The 16,174-nt window shown below is 67.9% G+C and carries 15 protein-coding genes; 2 read left to right on the top strand and 13 right to left on the bottom strand.

Features of this window, described 5'->3' with window-relative positions:
• Positions 1-111 precede the first annotated feature (111 nt).
• The gene (locus J2X46_RS15740) at positions 112-1,905 is read left to right on the top strand and encodes a diadenylate cyclase (RefSeq protein WP_310252178.1); all 1,794 of its coding nucleotides are present in this window, start codon (positions 112-114) and stop codon (positions 1,903-1,905) included.
• A gap of 141 nt (positions 1,906-2,046) precedes the next feature.
• Here the strand turns inward: J2X46_RS15740 and J2X46_RS15735 are convergent, their stop codons facing one another.
• The 13 genes from J2X46_RS15735 to J2X46_RS15675 all read right to left on the bottom strand — a co-directional run bounded on the left by J2X46_RS15735 (position 2,047) and on the right by J2X46_RS15675 (position 15,591).
• Positions 2,047-2,934, bottom strand: a complete 888-nt coding sequence (locus J2X46_RS15735; protein WP_310252177.1) for a hypothetical protein — start codon at positions 2,932-2,934, stop codon at positions 2,047-2,049.
• Between the two features lie 23 nt (positions 2,935-2,957).
• Complete coding sequence (locus J2X46_RS15730) at positions 2,958-3,593, bottom strand: hypothetical protein (protein WP_310252175.1); 636 nt, start codon at positions 3,591-3,593, stop codon at positions 2,958-2,960.
• Positions 3,594-3,618: 25 nt separating this feature from the next.
• Positions 3,619-7,230: a LysM peptidoglycan-binding domain-containing protein gene (locus tag J2X46_RS15725; RefSeq protein WP_310252173.1), complete on the bottom strand. Its 3,612-nt coding sequence runs from the start codon at positions 7,228-7,230 to the stop codon at positions 3,619-3,621.
• Entirely contained in the window at positions 7,227-7,733 is a 507-nt protein-coding gene (locus tag J2X46_RS15720) for a pilus assembly protein TadG-related protein (protein WP_310252172.1), read from the bottom strand. The genes J2X46_RS15725 and J2X46_RS15720 overlap by 4 nt, the downstream gene beginning before the upstream one ends.
• Complete coding sequence (locus tag J2X46_RS15715) at positions 7,730-8,200, bottom strand: TadE/TadG family type IV pilus assembly protein (RefSeq protein WP_310252171.1); 471 nt, start codon at positions 8,198-8,200, stop codon at positions 7,730-7,732. Before J2X46_RS15715 ends, J2X46_RS15720 begins: the two co-directional genes overlap by 4 nt.
• A complete protein-coding gene (locus tag J2X46_RS15710; RefSeq protein ID WP_310252169.1) occupies positions 8,197-8,604 on the bottom strand; it encodes a pilus assembly protein in 408 nt (135 codons plus the stop codon). Before J2X46_RS15710 ends, J2X46_RS15715 begins: the two co-directional genes overlap by 4 nt.
• An 11-nt stretch (positions 8,605-8,615) precedes the next feature.
• A complete protein-coding gene (locus J2X46_RS15705) occupies positions 8,616-8,867 on the bottom strand; it encodes a hypothetical protein (protein ID WP_310252167.1) in 252 nt (83 codons plus the stop codon).
• Positions 8,868-8,945: 78 nt separating this feature from the next.
• On the bottom strand, positions 8,946-9,860 hold the full coding sequence (locus J2X46_RS15700; protein WP_310252166.1) for a hypothetical protein: 915 nt from the start codon (positions 9,858-9,860) through the stop codon (positions 8,946-8,948).
• Positions 9,857-10,846, bottom strand: a complete 990-nt coding sequence (locus J2X46_RS15695; RefSeq protein ID WP_310252164.1) for a type II secretion system F family protein — start codon at positions 10,844-10,846, stop codon at positions 9,857-9,859. The genes J2X46_RS15700 and J2X46_RS15695 overlap by 4 nt, the downstream gene beginning before the upstream one ends.
• On the bottom strand, positions 10,843-12,222 hold the full coding sequence (locus tag J2X46_RS15690) for a CpaF/VirB11 family protein (protein ID WP_310252162.1): 1,380 nt from the start codon (positions 12,220-12,222) through the stop codon (positions 10,843-10,845). The genes J2X46_RS15695 and J2X46_RS15690 overlap by 4 nt, the downstream gene beginning before the upstream one ends.
• A 443-nt stretch (positions 12,223-12,665) precedes the next feature.
• On the bottom strand, positions 12,666-13,541 hold the full coding sequence (locus J2X46_RS15685; protein ID WP_310252160.1) for a hypothetical protein: 876 nt from the start codon (positions 13,539-13,541) through the stop codon (positions 12,666-12,668).
• A gap of 43 nt (positions 13,542-13,584) precedes the next feature.
• On the bottom strand, positions 13,585-14,274 hold the full coding sequence (locus tag J2X46_RS15680; RefSeq protein WP_310252158.1) for an SAF domain-containing protein: 690 nt from the start codon (positions 14,272-14,274) through the stop codon (positions 13,585-13,587).
• A 420-nt stretch (positions 14,275-14,694) separates the two neighbouring features.
• Complete coding sequence (locus tag J2X46_RS15675) at positions 14,695-15,591, bottom strand: hypothetical protein (RefSeq protein WP_310252156.1); 897 nt, start codon at positions 15,589-15,591, stop codon at positions 14,695-14,697.
• Positions 15,592-15,819: 228 nt separating this feature from the next.
• Between J2X46_RS15675 and J2X46_RS15670 the strand changes: the two genes are divergently transcribed.
• Positions 15,820-16,173 carry a hypothetical protein gene (locus J2X46_RS15670; RefSeq protein WP_310252154.1) on the top strand — a complete coding sequence of 118 codons (354 nt, stop codon included), beginning with the start codon at positions 15,820-15,822 and terminating at the stop codon, positions 16,171-16,173.
• The last annotated feature ends 1 nt before the right edge of the window (position 16,174 follow it).

Below are 16,174 nucleotides of genomic sequence, written 5' to 3'. Positions count from 1 at the left end.
AACGTGCTCGCTAGAGCTGCTGTACTTCTAGTGAGGCAGACGCAGTCCCGCAACGACTGCCACGATCCGCCGAACGAGCACCGTGTGGGTGGCATCGGGAACGATGGCCGTGTGAGGTACTCGATCAACCAATTCATGTGGGGCTTCCAGCAGCACTTCCGTGCCGGTTTGGAGAGAGCGACCCGCCGTGTATTCGACGACATCGGATTCGGCCTCGGGGCGAGAGCGTTTCTAGTCGGGTTCACCGATGATCCTGACAGGCCGTTCTCCGTCTGCTTCGAGCCCGAGGAGGATCCGATGGCCGCTGTCGATCTGTCCGATGTGGTGGCGCAGGCGCGAACCGGATATGCGGAAGATCCCGAGTCGCGGATGCTGATGAGCAGCGCGCGACACCGGGAGCGCTTCCATCGTTCGCTGTTCGACTCCCACCGTGCCGAGGCCCTTCGTAGAGCCCTCGCCGATTCCGCGCCCGGCAGCGAAAAGACGTTCTTCGTGGGTAGGTCGGTTCTAGTGGATGGACGCTACGAAGTGCACCCAGTGATCTCCGTCCCCACTGCCCGATGGAACTCGAAGCCAAAGCTCAGTCGCTCCCGCATTGACCGTTATGCCGTTGTCCCGTCGTTCCAAGATGCGCTCATGCAAGAGATACTCGCCGCCGCCACTGCCGACCTCTCAAGGAGCACACCACCGGAGGACTTTTCGGTCTACTGGTCCGACCGATCAGAACTGATACGGAAGGCGGCGCGGAGCTTCGTCCAGTCAGTGTCGCTCTACGCCGGCCACGAGTTTCCGTCAGAACTCGCGGTGGCTCTCGACGAAGTGTCTGCACAGCCCTACGAGGGCCGCACCGGAGTGGGTGGCATCCTCCTTGCCGCGACCGATCACCCGCACATTGAAGTCGTCATGGAGTTCGTCGACCCGATCCACCTCTCCGAATCCCGTTCCCTGCGCAAGGCGCTCGAGATGACCGACCCGCGGCACCAACTTCTATGCGACGGCGAGAAGGTCCGGGGACTCGCACGCATGTTGGAGACCTACGATCCTCTCGGTGAGAGCGCATTCAACTTCACTGTCGCCGCCCGAGGGACTTGGGAGCTGAGCCACCACGGTGAACCCCTACTCCGGGTAGCTAACACACGCCCAACACTCCCCCGCCCACCGCTGGACCCCGCCCGATTCAAGTCAGTCGCCAAGCGAGTCTTTTCCGAGGTCGGCGAAGTCGAAGCCGACACCCTCTGGAACCTCAGCCAAGAAGCGTCTCGCGCCTCACACGGAACCATGCTGGTCGTTCACCGACACGCCGACCGTGAGGCCGCGCGGCTCGTGCCCCAAGCCCAGCAGATCCGTCCCCAGCCCCTCGACCCGACGACCTTGGGAGCAGTCACCACTATCGACGGCGCCGTCCTCGTCGACACTCAAGGCGCATGCCACGCCGTCGGAGTGATCCTCGATGGCCATGCCACCGGAAGCGGCGACCCAAGCCGCGGCGCTAGGTTCAACTCGGCGGTTCGCTATCAAGCCGCCCAGGCAGGCGACACGATCGTGATCATCGTCAGCGAGGACGGCATGATCGACCTGCTACCCGACCTCCGCAGGCAGGTGTCCCCCAGCTCCATCGAAGCGGCCCTCGACAATCTCGAGCAGACCATCGGCGAAGACCCGGACTTCGAGGTTTTCTTCAGGCACTGGGAGCACCTAGAATCCTTGGCCTTCTACCTCTCCGAAGACCAATGTGGCAGAGCGAACGCGGCAAGATCCGCACTCGAGGAACACCGCGCCAAGCCAGACCCGCGCGACACCAGCGGCCTGGGACGAATCACTCACGTCTCGTGGACACCCCTCGAGCCCGATCCCGCCATGAACTCCAGCTACTTCCTCGCCGAGGGTGACGACTCGGGAAACTAGAGGCCGCTCCAGCCGTCGCAACACAGGGCTCTGGCGCACTTGCCGGTGGGCATCACCAAATGCTCGCCGCACGTGCGATGACATTCAGGGCGCCGGACGAGAATCTCGTCCGGCGCCCCCCGCCTTGTGGCGGTCGCGGATCTACTGGGTGAGGACCTGGGCCTCTCCCACACGAATGGCAGCGACGCTGGACAGGTCGAACTCAATCACTCCGGTCATCCCTCCCCCGGTCCACTCCACGATCCAGTAGGAGGTCGCCGATATCTGGTACGCACCGTGGGGTTGATCGGCGCTGGTCCGCTGGTAGCGGTACCCGCATGTCGGAGAGTCCGACTTCCCGTAACGGTCCGCGTAGGGCGTTCCTGCTCCGCAAGTGATCGGGTCGGAGCCATCTCCCATGTCCCACACGACCTTGGAGACCGATGCCGTTGCTGTGACGGTCACGCCGGCGGCTGACGCCGACCTCGTGATGGGGCCGAACGTGTTGGGGGCGGGATTTCCCACCCACATCCACACCGGGAGCCCGATCAGACCCATCCGATCTTCGCCCGCCTCGGGGACGATCCCGATTCCGATCGGCTCAAGGTCCATCGATGCCACCGCTCGCGCAGCAAGCTCGCCGGGGTTCACCCACTCCGTTGCGGGCCCGTCGATCCACACCTTCGGTGGCCCACCTGTCGGGGCGATGTAGGGCGGGGGCGGTGAACAGAAGTACCAGTCGCCGTCCTCATCGACCTTGCCCTCCGGCGGCGGGTCCTGAGGATCCACACGAGTCACCCAGCAGTTGTGAACTGCGCTCCATGGAGCGCCTTGGTTCTCGCACGGAACCTCGTTCCCCAGGTAGAAGCATTTGACGGTGCCACCACCCGGGTTCTCGCCGCCCCCACCGGGTGTGCCGGGACAGACGATCTTGATCTTGATCTCTCCGGTCTTCGGATCCTTGTAGGTGACCTTGTAGCAATCGTCATCACCGCCTTGGGACGGGCTAGCGTGGCTCGCGACTGCATTAGCCGTGAGGGCCAGCGCCACCACTGCGATCCTCGCGAGACGGCTCAGCACTCGGCCACCTCATTGGGCAATGACTCTGCGGACGAGACCTTCCACCGGCCACCCGTCATCTCGACGCGGTAGACCTGCTCAAGCCTGCGCGGGAGTTCCTTTCCTTCAAACTTGATCCACGGCAGGACTGAGGAATCGGCAACACGAACGACATTGACGTCGCTGCCATCTTCACAGTCGGTCACCAACGCGCTGCCACCTGATTTCAAATCGACGTTGATGACGTCGTGATCCCAAGCGCCCTGGAAGCGCGTCTCGGGAGGTGAGGTCAACTGTTGTACGAATTGCTGCAGTGCGAAGTGCTCTTGGCCGGTCGCGTACTTGTTGAGCTTTTTGCTGATGCGACCTGTGGCGTATGCCTTGTCGCGAACGTCGAGGTAGCCGAGAAGGGCGGCTGCGGCCTTCTCTTCATCCGTCGCCGGCTCTGACGTGGTCGGTTCGGTCGGTGTCGGCTCGGTGGTGTCTGAAGTGGCGCTCGTCGGGCTGGGGTCAGTGGGCTGATTGCCGTTGTCCGGTTCGTTGCCGCCGCAGGAGGCGGCGCACATCAGCGTGCTCACCACGCTCAGCGCAACGACGGCGCGTTCTCGGCGGGACCGCCGTGCCGTTCCGCTGCGGGTTCGATTGGTCATGCCGCTACTCCTTCGCGCATCCCCGCTAGCTCGCGAGCCATTGGTGGTTGCGGATGATGGTCTCGGTCCGTTCGGGCAAGTCGGTGGGGGCCTCGTCGCTGTCGGTGCGGTTGCAGACCTGTTCGCGGAGGATCTGCTGGGCGCCGGCTGCGTCGCCCTCGGCTTCGGTGATGCGGACAAGGCACAGTCGGGTTACTTCTTCGTCGGGGGCGGCGAGCATCGCGATCTCCGTCGCGGCGCGGGCTCGGACGAGATCGCCGGTGGCGAGGTAGGCGGTGGTGAGAGTGAATGCCACGTCGGCAACTGCGACCAGGGCGTACTCGTCGTGGCGCTCGCCTTCGAAGAGCCAGGTCCAGCCGCCGGGTCGCAGTTGGTCGAACGGTCGCCCGGTCACAAGTCGGAGCGCTGTGGCGAGATCTCGTTGCCCGTCTGCTCCTCCGCGGGTCCTCCCACGCAGACTGAGGCGCTTGAACAGGTCCGCGTCGACGAGCAGTCCGTGATCCACCTGGTAGAGGTTGAGGCCACGCGCCTGGGCTGCGGGTGACTTGTCGGCGTGCGGGAGGTGTGGCTCGTTGATGCTGGGGTTCGTTCCGAGCCAGTCGCGGACGATGTTGATGTAGTCGCGGCACTTGCCAGGCGAGATGCCGAATGCATCGCACACCTCGTCGCGGGTGACGCCGTGGCGGCGCCTTAGGGCGAGGTAGGCCAGCAGCTCGGTGAAATAGGGCTTCCGCTTCGTTAGGGCTTGGCCGTGGGTGCGCGCGGTGACGGGCCCGAGAAGGATGAGTCGCGGCCGGGGGCAGTCTGGGTCGAACCAGTCTGTGACGTCTTGGTCGAGATGTGGGTCTGCTGTCTCGACGTCGGTTCGCAGTCCGGCCGAGACCTTTGGTGCCACGGCTTGGAGGTCGTCCTCGGTCAGGGCGCCAGTGCGGAGGTAGTCCTCGTCCGGGCCGTCTAGGAGGCTCACATAGCCGGACTCCTCGCCCCCGTCGTCTTCATCGTCGGCCCGGTCTGTGTCTCGGGGTCGCGTGTATTCGTCACGCAGGGCGCCGGCCTTGTCGGCGTAGATCTCCCAACCGACCGCGTTGTCGTCGGAGGCAGGTTCGTCGTCGACGGGAACCGCGACGTCGTCGAGATCTGCGCGCTGGGCGTAGAGCTGGGCGCAACCGCCAGCTTCATCGGCCGTCAGCCCGACGGCGATCAGGTCGAGGCCGGCCTCTTCGAGAGCGAGGCGCCCGGTCGAGGTGAGGGTCAAGGTGACCACGTGGTCGCTTGCGCCGTGGGCATTGTGATTCGGGTCGTTGAAGACAATGGCGGTGGAGGCTTGGCCGGGGTGATCGGCGATGAGCTGGGTGAGGTGCTCGAGGAGCTCCAGCGTTGATGGTTCGGCCGATGCTGCTTCGATGAGCAGGATGCGTGCGGGCCACGTGTCGTCGTCGACGTAGCCGGTCCGAGCCGTGGCGACGTCTGTGGCGTGGGCGCCTGCGCGCGTGATGCTCGCTTCGGCCGCGGTGATCGTGTCTTGGACGAGCGTCTCGATGTCCTCGGCTCCGGCGATGTAGGTCAGTCGCTCGTCCATCGACGCGGCCTCCGCGGCGACCCCGACACAGGTCGCGGTGACGCGCGATGACCATGGGTTGACGGCGATCTGCGCGCCGAGATGTCGGATGAAGTTCTGCGCGTTGTCCCGGTCGCCCGAGATAGCGATGGCTCCGAGCTCCTCGCAGTTCAGCATCCATGTCTCGCCGATGTCGCTGGTGCCGATGTTGACGAGGAGCGGATACGGCGCCTCCAGGTCCGACACACTCGACTCCGGACCATCGGCGGACCGACCATGGCCGCTCTCGTCCGCGATGCCGAGACCGTCCACAAGAACGTTGCCTGATCCGCTGCCAGGGCTGACGTCGAGATCGGTGCGAGGCCCGTCGATGTGCCAGTGGGTTCGATCGACCGATCCCATCCATGGCGACGGAAGGTCGGAGGGTGCGCTGAGGTGCAGCGTCAACGTTGAGTGACCCAGTTCGACAGCTGCCAGCGGCGGCATGCTCGACCGCGTTGCGGCGACACTGACAGCGAGGTGACGCAGGGCGTGGTCGAGGAACTCAACCGTCACTGCTGCGCCGGTCGCGGCGGCGATGGACTTCTCAACCGGAGCCAGTGCAGGGTCCGGTGCTGCGATCGTCCGGCCGGGTCGACGGGCGCGGACCTGCGAGCGTCGTCGCGCCCGTAGAGCCATGAGGAGGCCACCTGCCAGCAACATCCCGCCTCCGGCGAGCCCGGTGACGAACCAGGGCGCCGACACGATGGAGTCCTGTCCCGCTTCATCATCGACCCGAACGCGATTACCGGATCGATCGTCGCGATCAGCAGAGTCTCCGATGCGGTCCGGGGTCCGAGAGCGATCTCCAGATCGTGTCGACTCGTCCGAACGAGACCCCAGCATCGAACCCGCCGTGGTGTCTTCATGGTTGACGTTCCCGCGATCGACGTGGTTGTCGGCCGTGTCCTCGGCTTCCCCGTCGGGACGTGCGTGGTCTCCCCCACCATGCCGGCCCTCTGTGGGCGCTGAGTGTGCTGGGCTGGTGGTCACTCCGGGGATCGTGAGGGTCCAGCCGGGTCGAATCAGGTCGGGGTCGGTCAGCCGAGAGCCGTCGGCTTGGAGAGTGCTGGCGGAGGCGTGAAAGATCTCGGGGTAGCGTCTGGGATCGCCGAGGTAGTGGTCAGCGATGGCAGTGAGGGTGTCACCGGGGTGCACGGTGTGGTGCCGTGGTCCCGTCGGCGCGCCGGTAGCCGTGGTGTTGGCGGGGATGCGGAGCACCCATCCGGGCTGCAGGAAGCTGGGTTTGTCGCCGAGGAGGTCGCGGTTGAGGTCCACGATCTCGGTGAATCGGGATCCGTTCCCGAGGTGCTGGGTTGCGATCGACCAGAGGCTCTCTCCAGGCTTGACGACGTAGTCGAACGCTTGCGGCTGCGCGGGCGTGCGCGCGTGCTGTTGCTGAGCGGTCTGACTGGGCGCTCGTGCGGACGGGGAATCGCTGGCGTAGTCGTTGAGCTGCGTGGCGGCGCCACTCGTTGAGGTCGAGGGGTCGTGGAGTGGGCGGGCGGTGGTCGGTGCTGAGGATGCGACGCCTAGGGGTGTTGCTGCTGCGGGAGCGGCTCCGGTGACGTTGGGTGCGGCCACGAAGAGCAGCGTGGCGAGGCCGAGGAGTGTCCTCGCCATCAGCTGTGAGGTGCCCAGTCCGGGCAGTCGTGGTGCGGGAACGCCGCGCAGGAGTGCGGTCAGCTCGGCCAGCAGGCCCGCTGCTGCGAAGGCCCATGCCGCCCATGCGACCACCTCGAGTGTGGCGAGGACGAGGGAGCCGTCGTCGGGTGCGAGGAGGCGGTCGGTGAGCGATGTCAGCGAGGGTGAGGCGCCAGGCAACGGGGTCGCACCGATCGTCAGCAGCAGCGCCGGCAGTCCCACGAGGATGCCGACCACCGCGAGGCTGGCCACGAGTCCGAGCATTCGACGACTGGCTCGGTCCACGAATCGCGACGCGTCGTCCGCACGCTCGCCTTGGATCTTGCGCTGGATCTTGCGCTGGACGTTGATCTCGTCCTGACGCAACCCGTGGTGGGGAGGGGTGGGTGGGGTCATGTCCGGCTCCCGAGAGTCTGGATGAGGCGCGCGGATCCTTCGCCTGTGACGGTCATGCGGGTGAGCCCGATGATGCTGAGGAACTTGGGCCGGTAGGTGTCGGTGGTGCGCACCGTGAGGAGAGTTCCGTTGCTGACGGTGACGGTCCCGGTCACGCCTGCAGCGCGGAGGTAAGCGGTGGCGGCGGCGCGGGCACTGGTGGGGTCGATCGCCAGGCCCTGGCCTTTGACGGAGGTGGCGTCGAGCTCCTGGGCGCCGGCGCGGGCGGCCTGCGCGGCGACCGCGCGGGCGCGCTGCTGGGTCTGGACCTGTCCGCCAACGTCGACGACCAGGCCGACGAGCACGACCATGATGAAGGACGTCGTGGCGAACCAGATCGTGATCGATCCGCGGTCGTCGCGACCTCGGCCCACCGCGGTACGAGCGCACTCGACGGAGCGGCTGGAGATGTTCTTGCCTGCGCTGCGGTCCGCGGGATGCACCAGGCACGGGGCGTAGGTCATCGGCGCTCCCGGTAGGCGTCGACCGGGCTGTAGGCGGTCTCGGTGATCACGCGGTGGCCCGGGACGCCGGGCAGGGACAGGTCTGCGAGACCGACGCGGCACGTGATGGTGACGCCGACGAGCACCGTGGTACCGAGTGGGGCGTCGTAGCCGGCTGCGTCGACGACGATGCTGCTGGTGCTGCACGGAAGGCCGGCGAGGCTGGTGGCGACTCGTGAGCGTGCGGCTTCGGCGGCGTCGGTTCGGGTGCGTTCCAGCGATGCCGTGCGGGCGCCGTCGTAGGCCGCAGCTTCGATGGCTTGGCGAGTGACCTCGATCCGGCCTCCCATAACGATGAGCGCGACGAACAGCGCGAAGGCTGGGAGGCCGACGACGGCCTCGATGGCGACCGACCCGCGGTCGTCGCGGCGATGCCAGTCCTGGAGGATGGCGTCGTCGGTGAACTGTGAGCTCAGCGCGGGGCTCATGGGGTAATCCGTTCGACGGGCATGCTCGCGTGTTGGGTCACGGTGCCTCGCCAGCCGGGGATGACGCTGAGGGTCTTGCCGGTCACGGTGACCGTGGCGGTGGCAGCAGTGCGGGTGCCGGTGATGCCGGTGTCGGTCATGACGTCGTCTCCGCCGGCATCGCGCAGGAAGGCCGATGCGACCGCGATTCCGCTGTCGCGGGTGCCGGTCTGTCCGGCTGCTTCGCGGGCGCCTTCCTCGGCGGCGGCGAGGGCGACGCTGCGTGCGTGGTAGTACAGGGATGCCTGCATGCCGAGGAACATCACCGCGAACAGGGCAGGGAGCAGCAGCGCCATCTGGATGGCGACGGACCCGCGGTCGTCACGGGTGCGGTGCTGCTGGGTCGGGCCCTTGCGCGGCGACATCGTGGACGGGCCTACTTGATCTTGTCGGCCTGGGTCGTGACGTAGCCGGTGATGGCAGCGACCACGATGCCCACGATCACGATGACGGCGCCGGCCCAGATCACCTGCTCGATCGTGACCGAGCCGCGATCGGTGCGTCGCCGTCCCGCGTGTCGTGGTGCCGCGACGTCGCTGGTGGAGGCGCGGTCGAGCGAAGTGGCCCTGGCGTTGAGCATGTGGAGCCAGAGGTAGAGCTGGGTGTGGAGGTGGAGGAGAAGCTTCATGGCTGCTTCCTTTCGGGCTGAGTGGGAGGTGTGTCGTGGACCGGTGGTGCTCCTTGGTGTGGGCGGGATGTGTGCGGGTCAGGTGGTGAATCGGAGGAGTGCGGGGGTGATGAGGATCGCCATGAAGACGATGCCGAGGAGGCTGGCGGGGATGTACATGCGTTCGGAGGCGGCGTTGGCCTTGCCGATTTCGGCGCTGAGCATGGCGGAGCGCAGCGCGGTGGCTCGTGCGCGGAGGTTGGTGTAGATCTGGGCGCCGTCCTGGCTGGACTGCTGCATGATGTCGGCGAGGTCGTCGAGTTCGGGGACGCCGAGCTCGTCGGCGAGGTCGTGGAGCGATTCCCACGGTGCGCGTGAGGCGTAGCGGGCGCGGCGCAGTTCGGTGGCGATGCGGGTGAAGACCCATGAGTCGCCGACGTCGGCGGCGGTCGCGAGGGCCTGGTGGCCGCTGGCGCCGGAGCGGCGTTCCAGGGCGACGAGCTCGATGTAGGCGCCGAGCGCGCGGAGGAACTCGACCCGTGCGCGTTTGGCGTCGTCGACGGCGTTGTAGTTGGGGACGAACCAGCCCACGGTGGCGAGCACGATCGACCCCAAGGCGGGGACTACGAGTGGGATCGGCAGCCCGAGGAGCGCCCAGATGGTCGACAGCACGGGGAAGAAGATCAGGCCAAGTCCAGCCCAGAGGACCTTCTCACCGTAAAAGCGGGTCTCACCGATCTGCAGGATGGCCAGGTCCCGGCGCGGTGTACGCGCCCAGGCGCTGCCGGGCAGGGTGCGCATCGCCCAGACGCCGAGCCGGTCGGCGAGGGTCGCCGACGCGATGCCCGCGCTGGCGCCGCCATCGCCGTACGCGCTCCGGGCCAGGGGTTCGGGGCCGAGGCGGTCCAGGACGTCACCCAGGTGCGGGTCGGACGGCGCGAGGCGGTAGGCCAGCAGGGCGCAGGCCAAGCCGATCGTCAGACCACCACACAGGGCGACTTGGAGGCCGGTCATGAGACGTCCCCCGCCCCTACTCGACGTGCGGGAGGGCTGCCTACGACCAAGGCTGATCCCGGTCCTGCTTGGGGTCCTGGGCCGGCGTGGGCTCGCTGGCGGTCGGCGAGGTTGAGGAAGCGTGGCAGCGGTGGGAGCACCGCCATGCGCCGCAGCCACAGCAAGGTCGCGACGTAGGCGCACAGGAGGAGGCCGAGGACGATCTGGCCGATGGGTGTGCCGTAGGGGGCGATGTAGGTCCCGGTCAGGCTCAGCACTGCGAGCACGGCGAGGGTGATGGCGGTGACGGTGCGGGCGGTGGTGCGCGGCTTGGCCTGGTCGGCGGCGATCTGCCGTCGTGCACGGACGTCGGCGGCCACGGTCTCCGCGAGCGCCTCGAGCGCGACCGACAGGCCGACCTGACCCCGCCCGGAGGCGGCGAGGATGAGGTTGGTGACGACCACGTCGCAGGTGGAGTCGTTGATGTCCTCGGCGAAGAGTCGGAGCACGTCCTCGGTCGAGGTGCTGTTGTCCCACAGCCGTGCGACGAGGAGTCCGACCTCGCGTTCTATCGGGGCCGGCGCCGAACGCAGGGACCGGATCAGTGCCGAGCGCAGGGACTGGCCCGCGGTGAGCTTCCCGGACAACGACCTAGCCCATTCCTCGAGAGCCTCGAGCTTCTCGACCTGAGTGCCGGACGTCGGTGGTGTCAGCAGGACCGGGATCCCCACCACGGCGGCCGGTACCAACACGATCGCGATCACCCACCCCGAGACGAGCGCGACCACCAGCCCGGCCAGCGCGCCGATGAGCATCAGCCGCTTGGAGCGGACGCTGGCGCCACTCCACGCCCGACCGACCCGGCCGAGCCGCGCTCCCCTACCGCCGGGGCGGTTCCCCGCGCGCGTCCGTACCGGTCGCGCTGGTGCAGGTTGAAGGGCGACCACCATGCCGATCAGTCCGGCCACCATGACTACACCGGCGACGGCTGCGATGAAGGCGTTCACGATGCACCTCCGCCGCGGTTGAGGGGTCGCGTGTGGGTGGACTCGGCGTTGTAGGCGTCGAGGTCGAAGCCGTGACGGACCAGGTCGCGGCACAACCGGTCCGAGATCTCGCCGGTAGCGACAGCGGTGCCGGCAGAGCCGGTGCCGTCGGGGCGGAACACCGAGGTGGCCGAGTAGCCCATCACCGCGTCGGGGCTGGGTTCGACGACCAGGACCTCATGGACCCAGCGGCGCTTGCGCTGGGTGCCATCCGGGTCCGTCACGGTGTCGGCCTGGAGATAGACCACGACATCGATCGCGGCGGCGATCTTGCTGATCGCGAGCTCGCGGGTGACCTGCGGACCTGATTCCATCGCGCAGGACACCAGCTTCTCGACCGTGTGCTCGGCACTGCGCGCATGGGTGGTGCTGATGGAGCCGGGGCCAGACTCCATGGCCTTGAGCATCGCCCACACCTCGGGTCCGCGGACCTCCCCGACGATCTGGCGGTCCAGGTTGAACCGGAACGAGTCGTGGATGGCCTCCTCGAGGGTGAACTCCCCTGCCTGACGTCCGGCCACGCCGATCTCTCCCGACCCGGGACGGTGCTCCCAGGCGTGCACGATCCGGTGCCGGCCGGTCATCTCGTGCAGGTGCAGCTCGAACTCGGTCTCGAAGGTGCCGATCATCTCGTGCGAGGGGATCTGGGAGCACAGGGCGCGCACCCACGTGGTCTTGCCCGAGCCTTGGATGCCGGAGACCACGATGCTCTTGCCGGCCCTGACGCAGGCGGAGACGAAGTCGGCGAGCGCGGGGCTGCAGGCGCCTCGTACGTGCACCATCTCCTCCATCGACACCTCCACGAGGCGGTGACGGCGGATCACGACCGAGGTGTGGGCGGTGACCCAGGACGCGGCGGCGAGACGAGCACCGCCGGGAAGTCGCAGGTGCAGGCTGGGGCGTGCTTCGGTGAAGGGACGGTTCTGCCGGGCACCAAGGTCGGCGAGGAACTCGCGCAGGTCATCCTCGGAGTCCGCCACAGGCGGGCCCTCGGACAGGGTGCCGTCAGATGCCTCGAGCCACACCGTCACCACAGCACCACGGGCGGTGATGATGATGTTCTCCAGCGACTCATCGTCCACTAGCGGCTGCAGGCGACCCAACCCGAAGATCGCGTCGTAAAGCGCCTGACGGAGGTGCTCCTCCTGCGAAGGAGCCCAGCTGGACTGCCCGGACGAGACGCGTTCCTCCGACTCGGCGCGGACCAGCTCGGCGATCACAGCGAGACCGACTTGCTCGCGTTCGTCGTCGGTAAGCCGGCTGCCCTCCTTCTCGAGCCGAGCGGTGAGCCGACTCGAGGCCTCCGCCCGCAACTGGGCCACCACCTCCCATCCCACGTCACTAACCCCGTGGGTGGCACCATGGTGGGCGCCGTGCCTGTCGGGCAGTGGGGGTTCGGGGATCAGCGCGCGCACCGGCCCGCCCCAGGCTCCCGCGCCGGCTCCCCGATCCGGGACCGCGTCGGCCCCGGTCGCAAACATCGGGAGATCACCCAGGTCTGGCGGATCAGCGAATCGGGTACCGACCGACACGTCTCCGGGGCTGACAGGGCTGACCGGGGTGGAGGACGTTCGAGGTGCGGGCGCCGATCGGCTGTCGCCTCGCAAGTGCGCGAACCGCGACCCGGCCCGGCCCAGCTTCTCCGGCTTCTGGGGCGACTCAAGCGACTCAGTCGGCTCGGGCACGCTGGCCGTGTCGAACGCGTGGTCCAGTTCGTCTCGGTGCTGCTCGACCTTCTGCTGTTCAGCCTGGTGCTGTTCGGGCCGCTGCTGCTCGGCGCTCATGTCCGGCCTGCTGTCGTCGGCGTCAGCACGCTGTAACGGGCGGTGGCGCGGGCGGAGATGTGTCCTGCGATGGCGCCGACCGCGGCTCGGCAGCCGGCCACGAGGGCAGAGTCGGCGAACTTGCGGGGTGGCCGCGCGCCGTGCGAGTAGACCTCGGCTGCGTCGGGTGCCCACGGAAGCGTGGTCACGACGGGCAGCTCGAGTGCCTTCTCGATCTGCCGCGGCGTGTAGGGGCGCACCGCCGGGAGCCTGTCGGCCTTGGTTGGCCAACGATGACGTTCATCGACCGTCAGGATCCCGAGGCGATCGGTGCCGCCGACCGATGCGAAGTTCTCGCGCAGCATGTCGGCATACGACCGCGTCGAGGCGAGCGCAGGCAGCGAGGTCCGGGTCATCAGCAGCGCGAGGTCGGCTCCCATGATCAGCTCGCGCGGCCATCCGGCGAGACCGAGCCTGCCGGCGTCGACGATCACGTCCTGGCCCTGGGCGTCCATCGCCCGCAGCTGTTCGGCCAGCGGTTCCCACAGCGGCACCACGCTGGGTGCTTGCCGGTGGTCGCGGATGCCGGCGAGGAACCACACTCCCCCAGCACCTGATCCTGCCCTTGGTCCTGCGCCCGACGCCCCGCCAGGGGTCGGAGACTCACCTCGCTGCAGGTGAGGTGGCGGGTCGAGAACCAGCGTCTCGTGCGGGAGTGCCTCGGCCAGGGCGCCGTCGCGGTGTGCGAGTGCCAGGCGGATCAGCCCGCCGCCGGGTGTCTGTGTGCCGCGCAGGTACCCCGCGAACACCGCGGACGCTCCGCTGGGGTCGGCGTCCACCAAGAGCACGGGCCGGTGCCAAGCGAACGCCAGCGCCAGGGTCGCGGTGCTCACGCCGGGCGATCCGCCGGCGGAGCACACCACGACCAGAGCCACGTCACTTCTCCCGCGTATCCAGCACGAGTGCGACACCGCCCCGAGCCCCAGCCGCAGCGAGGTCCGCGGCCTCGTCTTCGGCCACGGTCACGTCGACGACCGTGTTCCCGGTCTCGGGGACGTAGGACACGTTGACCACGGACGCGTCGATGGTGCGCAGCGGCTGGGTGTCCGATCCGGTTCCCGCTGCGCCTTCGGGAGTCAGCACGAGCCGCACGTCGTCGCCGGCATAGAGCGGCTCTGACGGCATCTGGGCACTCGTGAGGCTGACACCCACGAGCGACTGACCGGCGACGGGAACGACGGACTCGGCGACCGAGTCTGCGGTGATCAAGGTGCCCGACCACAAGTCGGCGGCCGCCCGCTGCCCCACGATCCGGGACTCGTCGGCTGCCACGACGGCCGAGAGGGCCGGGTCGACGCTCAGCCGGACCACCGAGACGTCCGACTGCTCGATCACGGCACCCCGGGCGACGTCGTCGGAGAGGACCAGCACGGCTTCGGTGGAATCGAGCGAGGTGTACGCGTACGCCGCCAGCAGCCCACCGGCTGCCACCAGGGCCGCCATGAGCGCGAACAGCCACGGGCGGCGACGAGCTCTGATGTTGGGCAACGGCCTCGAGGCAGCGCCCATCGCCGGCACGGCCGTGCGGGCGTCCGGTCCGGACCTGCGGTCTGCATCAACCGACATCGCTGCTCAGTTCCTCCCGAGTCCTCCGACCACCTACGGATCGGAGTCGAGGCGGAGCGTTCAACGCGCGCCGACTCGCTTCGCAAACTACGACGATTGCGCCGGAGCGAAACGGTTATCCACAGGCACCGGGCAGGGGCGCAAGGAGTCGCACTACCGAGGGCCTCCCTTACCCAGTGGCGGTCTACTCCCCCGATGAAGTGAGACAAGATCGCCTTGACGCGATTGTGCGCCCAACTCGCCCACATGAGAAGAGGCAGCCACGACTCACTCAGCGGGTCCAGGCAGCCGGCCTGACCGCACCAGACGGACCCCCTCAAGATCGCGGTCGCGCCTCAACCAGCTGAGAGGGTGCCCTCCCCGGCGGCGCGCCTCTGAGTCCCGAGGCCCCCACCAGTGGCCGCGGGGACTACGTGCGGACTACTCGGTCCGCACGAGATACAGACGAGGTCGATCCGCAGCAGCGATGCTCGGCGAAGTCTCGGCGACATCGATCACGACCGGCGCGCGTACCCCAGCGGGTGAAGAACCAGCCTCAAGAACTCGGCCATGCCGGAGCCCTGCCGCGTTCCGGACCATCTCGGCCTGCGAGGCCGTTCGTCGAGAGACCTCCCTCTTGGCGGTGGACATCATGTAGCTGATGAGCACGACGGTCGCGGCTGCGAGGCCACCCCACAGCCGGTCGTGTGTGACGCCGTCGGCCACACAGATTGCGCCGATCACCGCTCGCAACTGCCACGCCACGACGACCGGCTGCCACCTGAACAACCGGCCAAGCAGCGGGCCAAGAGCGACCGCCAGGACTCGGACAGGAAGAGTCACGAGCCATCCGTGGACGGTGCCACGACAGGGCGCGACGTGATGCTCGGCGCGACTGCGGGCCACCTCACCGGCCACCGCTACCGCGGAGACCTGCTGCGTGGCCAAGTCCTGCAGAACCAGAGGTGAGACCACTACCACTGCCCGACCCGCGTGGCTCACCTGCGCAGCACGCGAAGTCGGAGATCGCCTGACGAGCACGGGCCGATTGCCGACCCTCCCGCAGCCGGCGCCGCCTGCGTCGACCAGTGTCTCGACGCTCGCCCAGAGCGCGAGCTCCTCAGACGACGCGGGGCGTGACCACGACAGTGCCTGCGCCACGATCACCTCGGCGCGACCCGCGATAGGCATGGACATCGCAGCCACCAGAAGCACGAGAACGACCAGTGCGACGACATCCGGCAAGGACGTCAGAACGCACACGTAGATCACGAGGCTGGCCAGCACCGATGGGCCGTTGAGCAACAAGCGCAGTAGTCGATCCGGCATTCGGTTCATGTCGAGCTCTCCTCTCGAGTTCTCTCCCCGGTACGGGTCCTCTGGTGGGGCTCATCGGGTTGGAGGCTGAGCGCACCCGCGCGGCTCCTGCCCGTAGGTGCCCATGACCAGTGTGTGTTCGCCGCGGGCCTGCCATGGCGTTTTCCACAGGCGCTCGGATCGCCTTGCGGGTCCCACAGACTCACCCGGTTCCGCCCAGGCAGGTTCGCCCTCCCGGAACCTGGCGAGATGAACCCGCACCCCCTCAGTCACGAAGACGAACTACGTGCGATCGGCGAGATCAGCGCCCTGCTTGACCGCGCCTACGACCAAACCTGGGCCATCGAGCTGCCAGACCCACCGCGGATGGACCTCGGCCTAGGCATCTATCTCGTCCGAGCGCAGCCCTACCTCGCGCTGAGTACTGCAGCACCGGTTCTTGGCCCCGAACGCGACGACCACAGCGGCGTGCCCGCCCTCCTCCGCGCGGCGGAGCGCCTCACACGCACCCTCCCCCTCAGGACTGCAGCGCTGCCCGATGCCGCGGAACTCGCTGTCGACCTGTGCGACCTCATCCGCGACGCGGACCGCATCCCGTGGTGAG

The sequence above is a fragment of the Nocardioides sp. BE266 genome (genome assembly GCF_031457855.1).
GTDB lineage: Bacteria > Actinomycetota > Actinomycetes > Propionibacteriales > Nocardioidaceae > Nocardioides.
Note: the sequence above shows the minus strand (reverse complement) of the source record. Positions and strands in the feature narration are given on the sequence as shown.

Bases quoted from the DNA above. Each gene is read 5' to 3' on its own strand.
- J2X46_RS15730 (WP_310252175.1), bottom strand. From the start codon at position 3,593: ATGACCAATCGAACCCGCAGCGGAACGGCACGGCGGTCCCGCCGAGAA.
- J2X46_RS15725 (WP_310252173.1), bottom strand. From the start codon at position 7,230: ATGACCCCACCCACCCCTCCCCACCACGGGTTGCGTCAGGACGAGATC.
- J2X46_RS15720 (WP_310252172.1), bottom strand. From the start codon at position 7,733: ATGACCTACGCCCCGTGCCTGGTGCATCCCGCGGACCGCAGCGCAGGC.
- J2X46_RS15715 (WP_310252171.1), bottom strand. From the start codon at position 8,200: ATGAGCCCCGCGCTGAGCTCACAGTTCACCGACGACGCCATCCTCCAG.
- J2X46_RS15710 (WP_310252169.1), bottom strand. From the start codon at position 8,604: ATGTCGCCGCGCAAGGGCCCGACCCAGCAGCACCGCACCCGTGACGAC.
- J2X46_RS15705 (WP_310252167.1), bottom strand. From the start codon at position 8,867: ATGAAGCTTCTCCTCCACCTCCACACCCAGCTCTACCTCTGGCTCCAC.
- J2X46_RS15700 (WP_310252166.1), bottom strand. From the start codon at position 9,860: ATGACCGGCCTCCAAGTCGCCCTGTGTGGTGGTCTGACGATCGGCTTG.
- J2X46_RS15680 (WP_310252158.1), bottom strand. From the start codon at position 14,274: ATGTCGGTTGATGCAGACCGCAGGTCCGGACCGGACGCCCGCACGGCC.
- J2X46_RS15675 (WP_310252156.1), bottom strand. From the start codon at position 15,591: ATGAACCGAATGCCGGATCGACTACTGCGCTTGTTGCTCAACGGCCCA.
- J2X46_RS15670 (WP_310252154.1), top strand. From the start codon at position 15,820: ATGAACCCGCACCCCCTCAGTCACGAAGACGAACTACGTGCGATCGGC.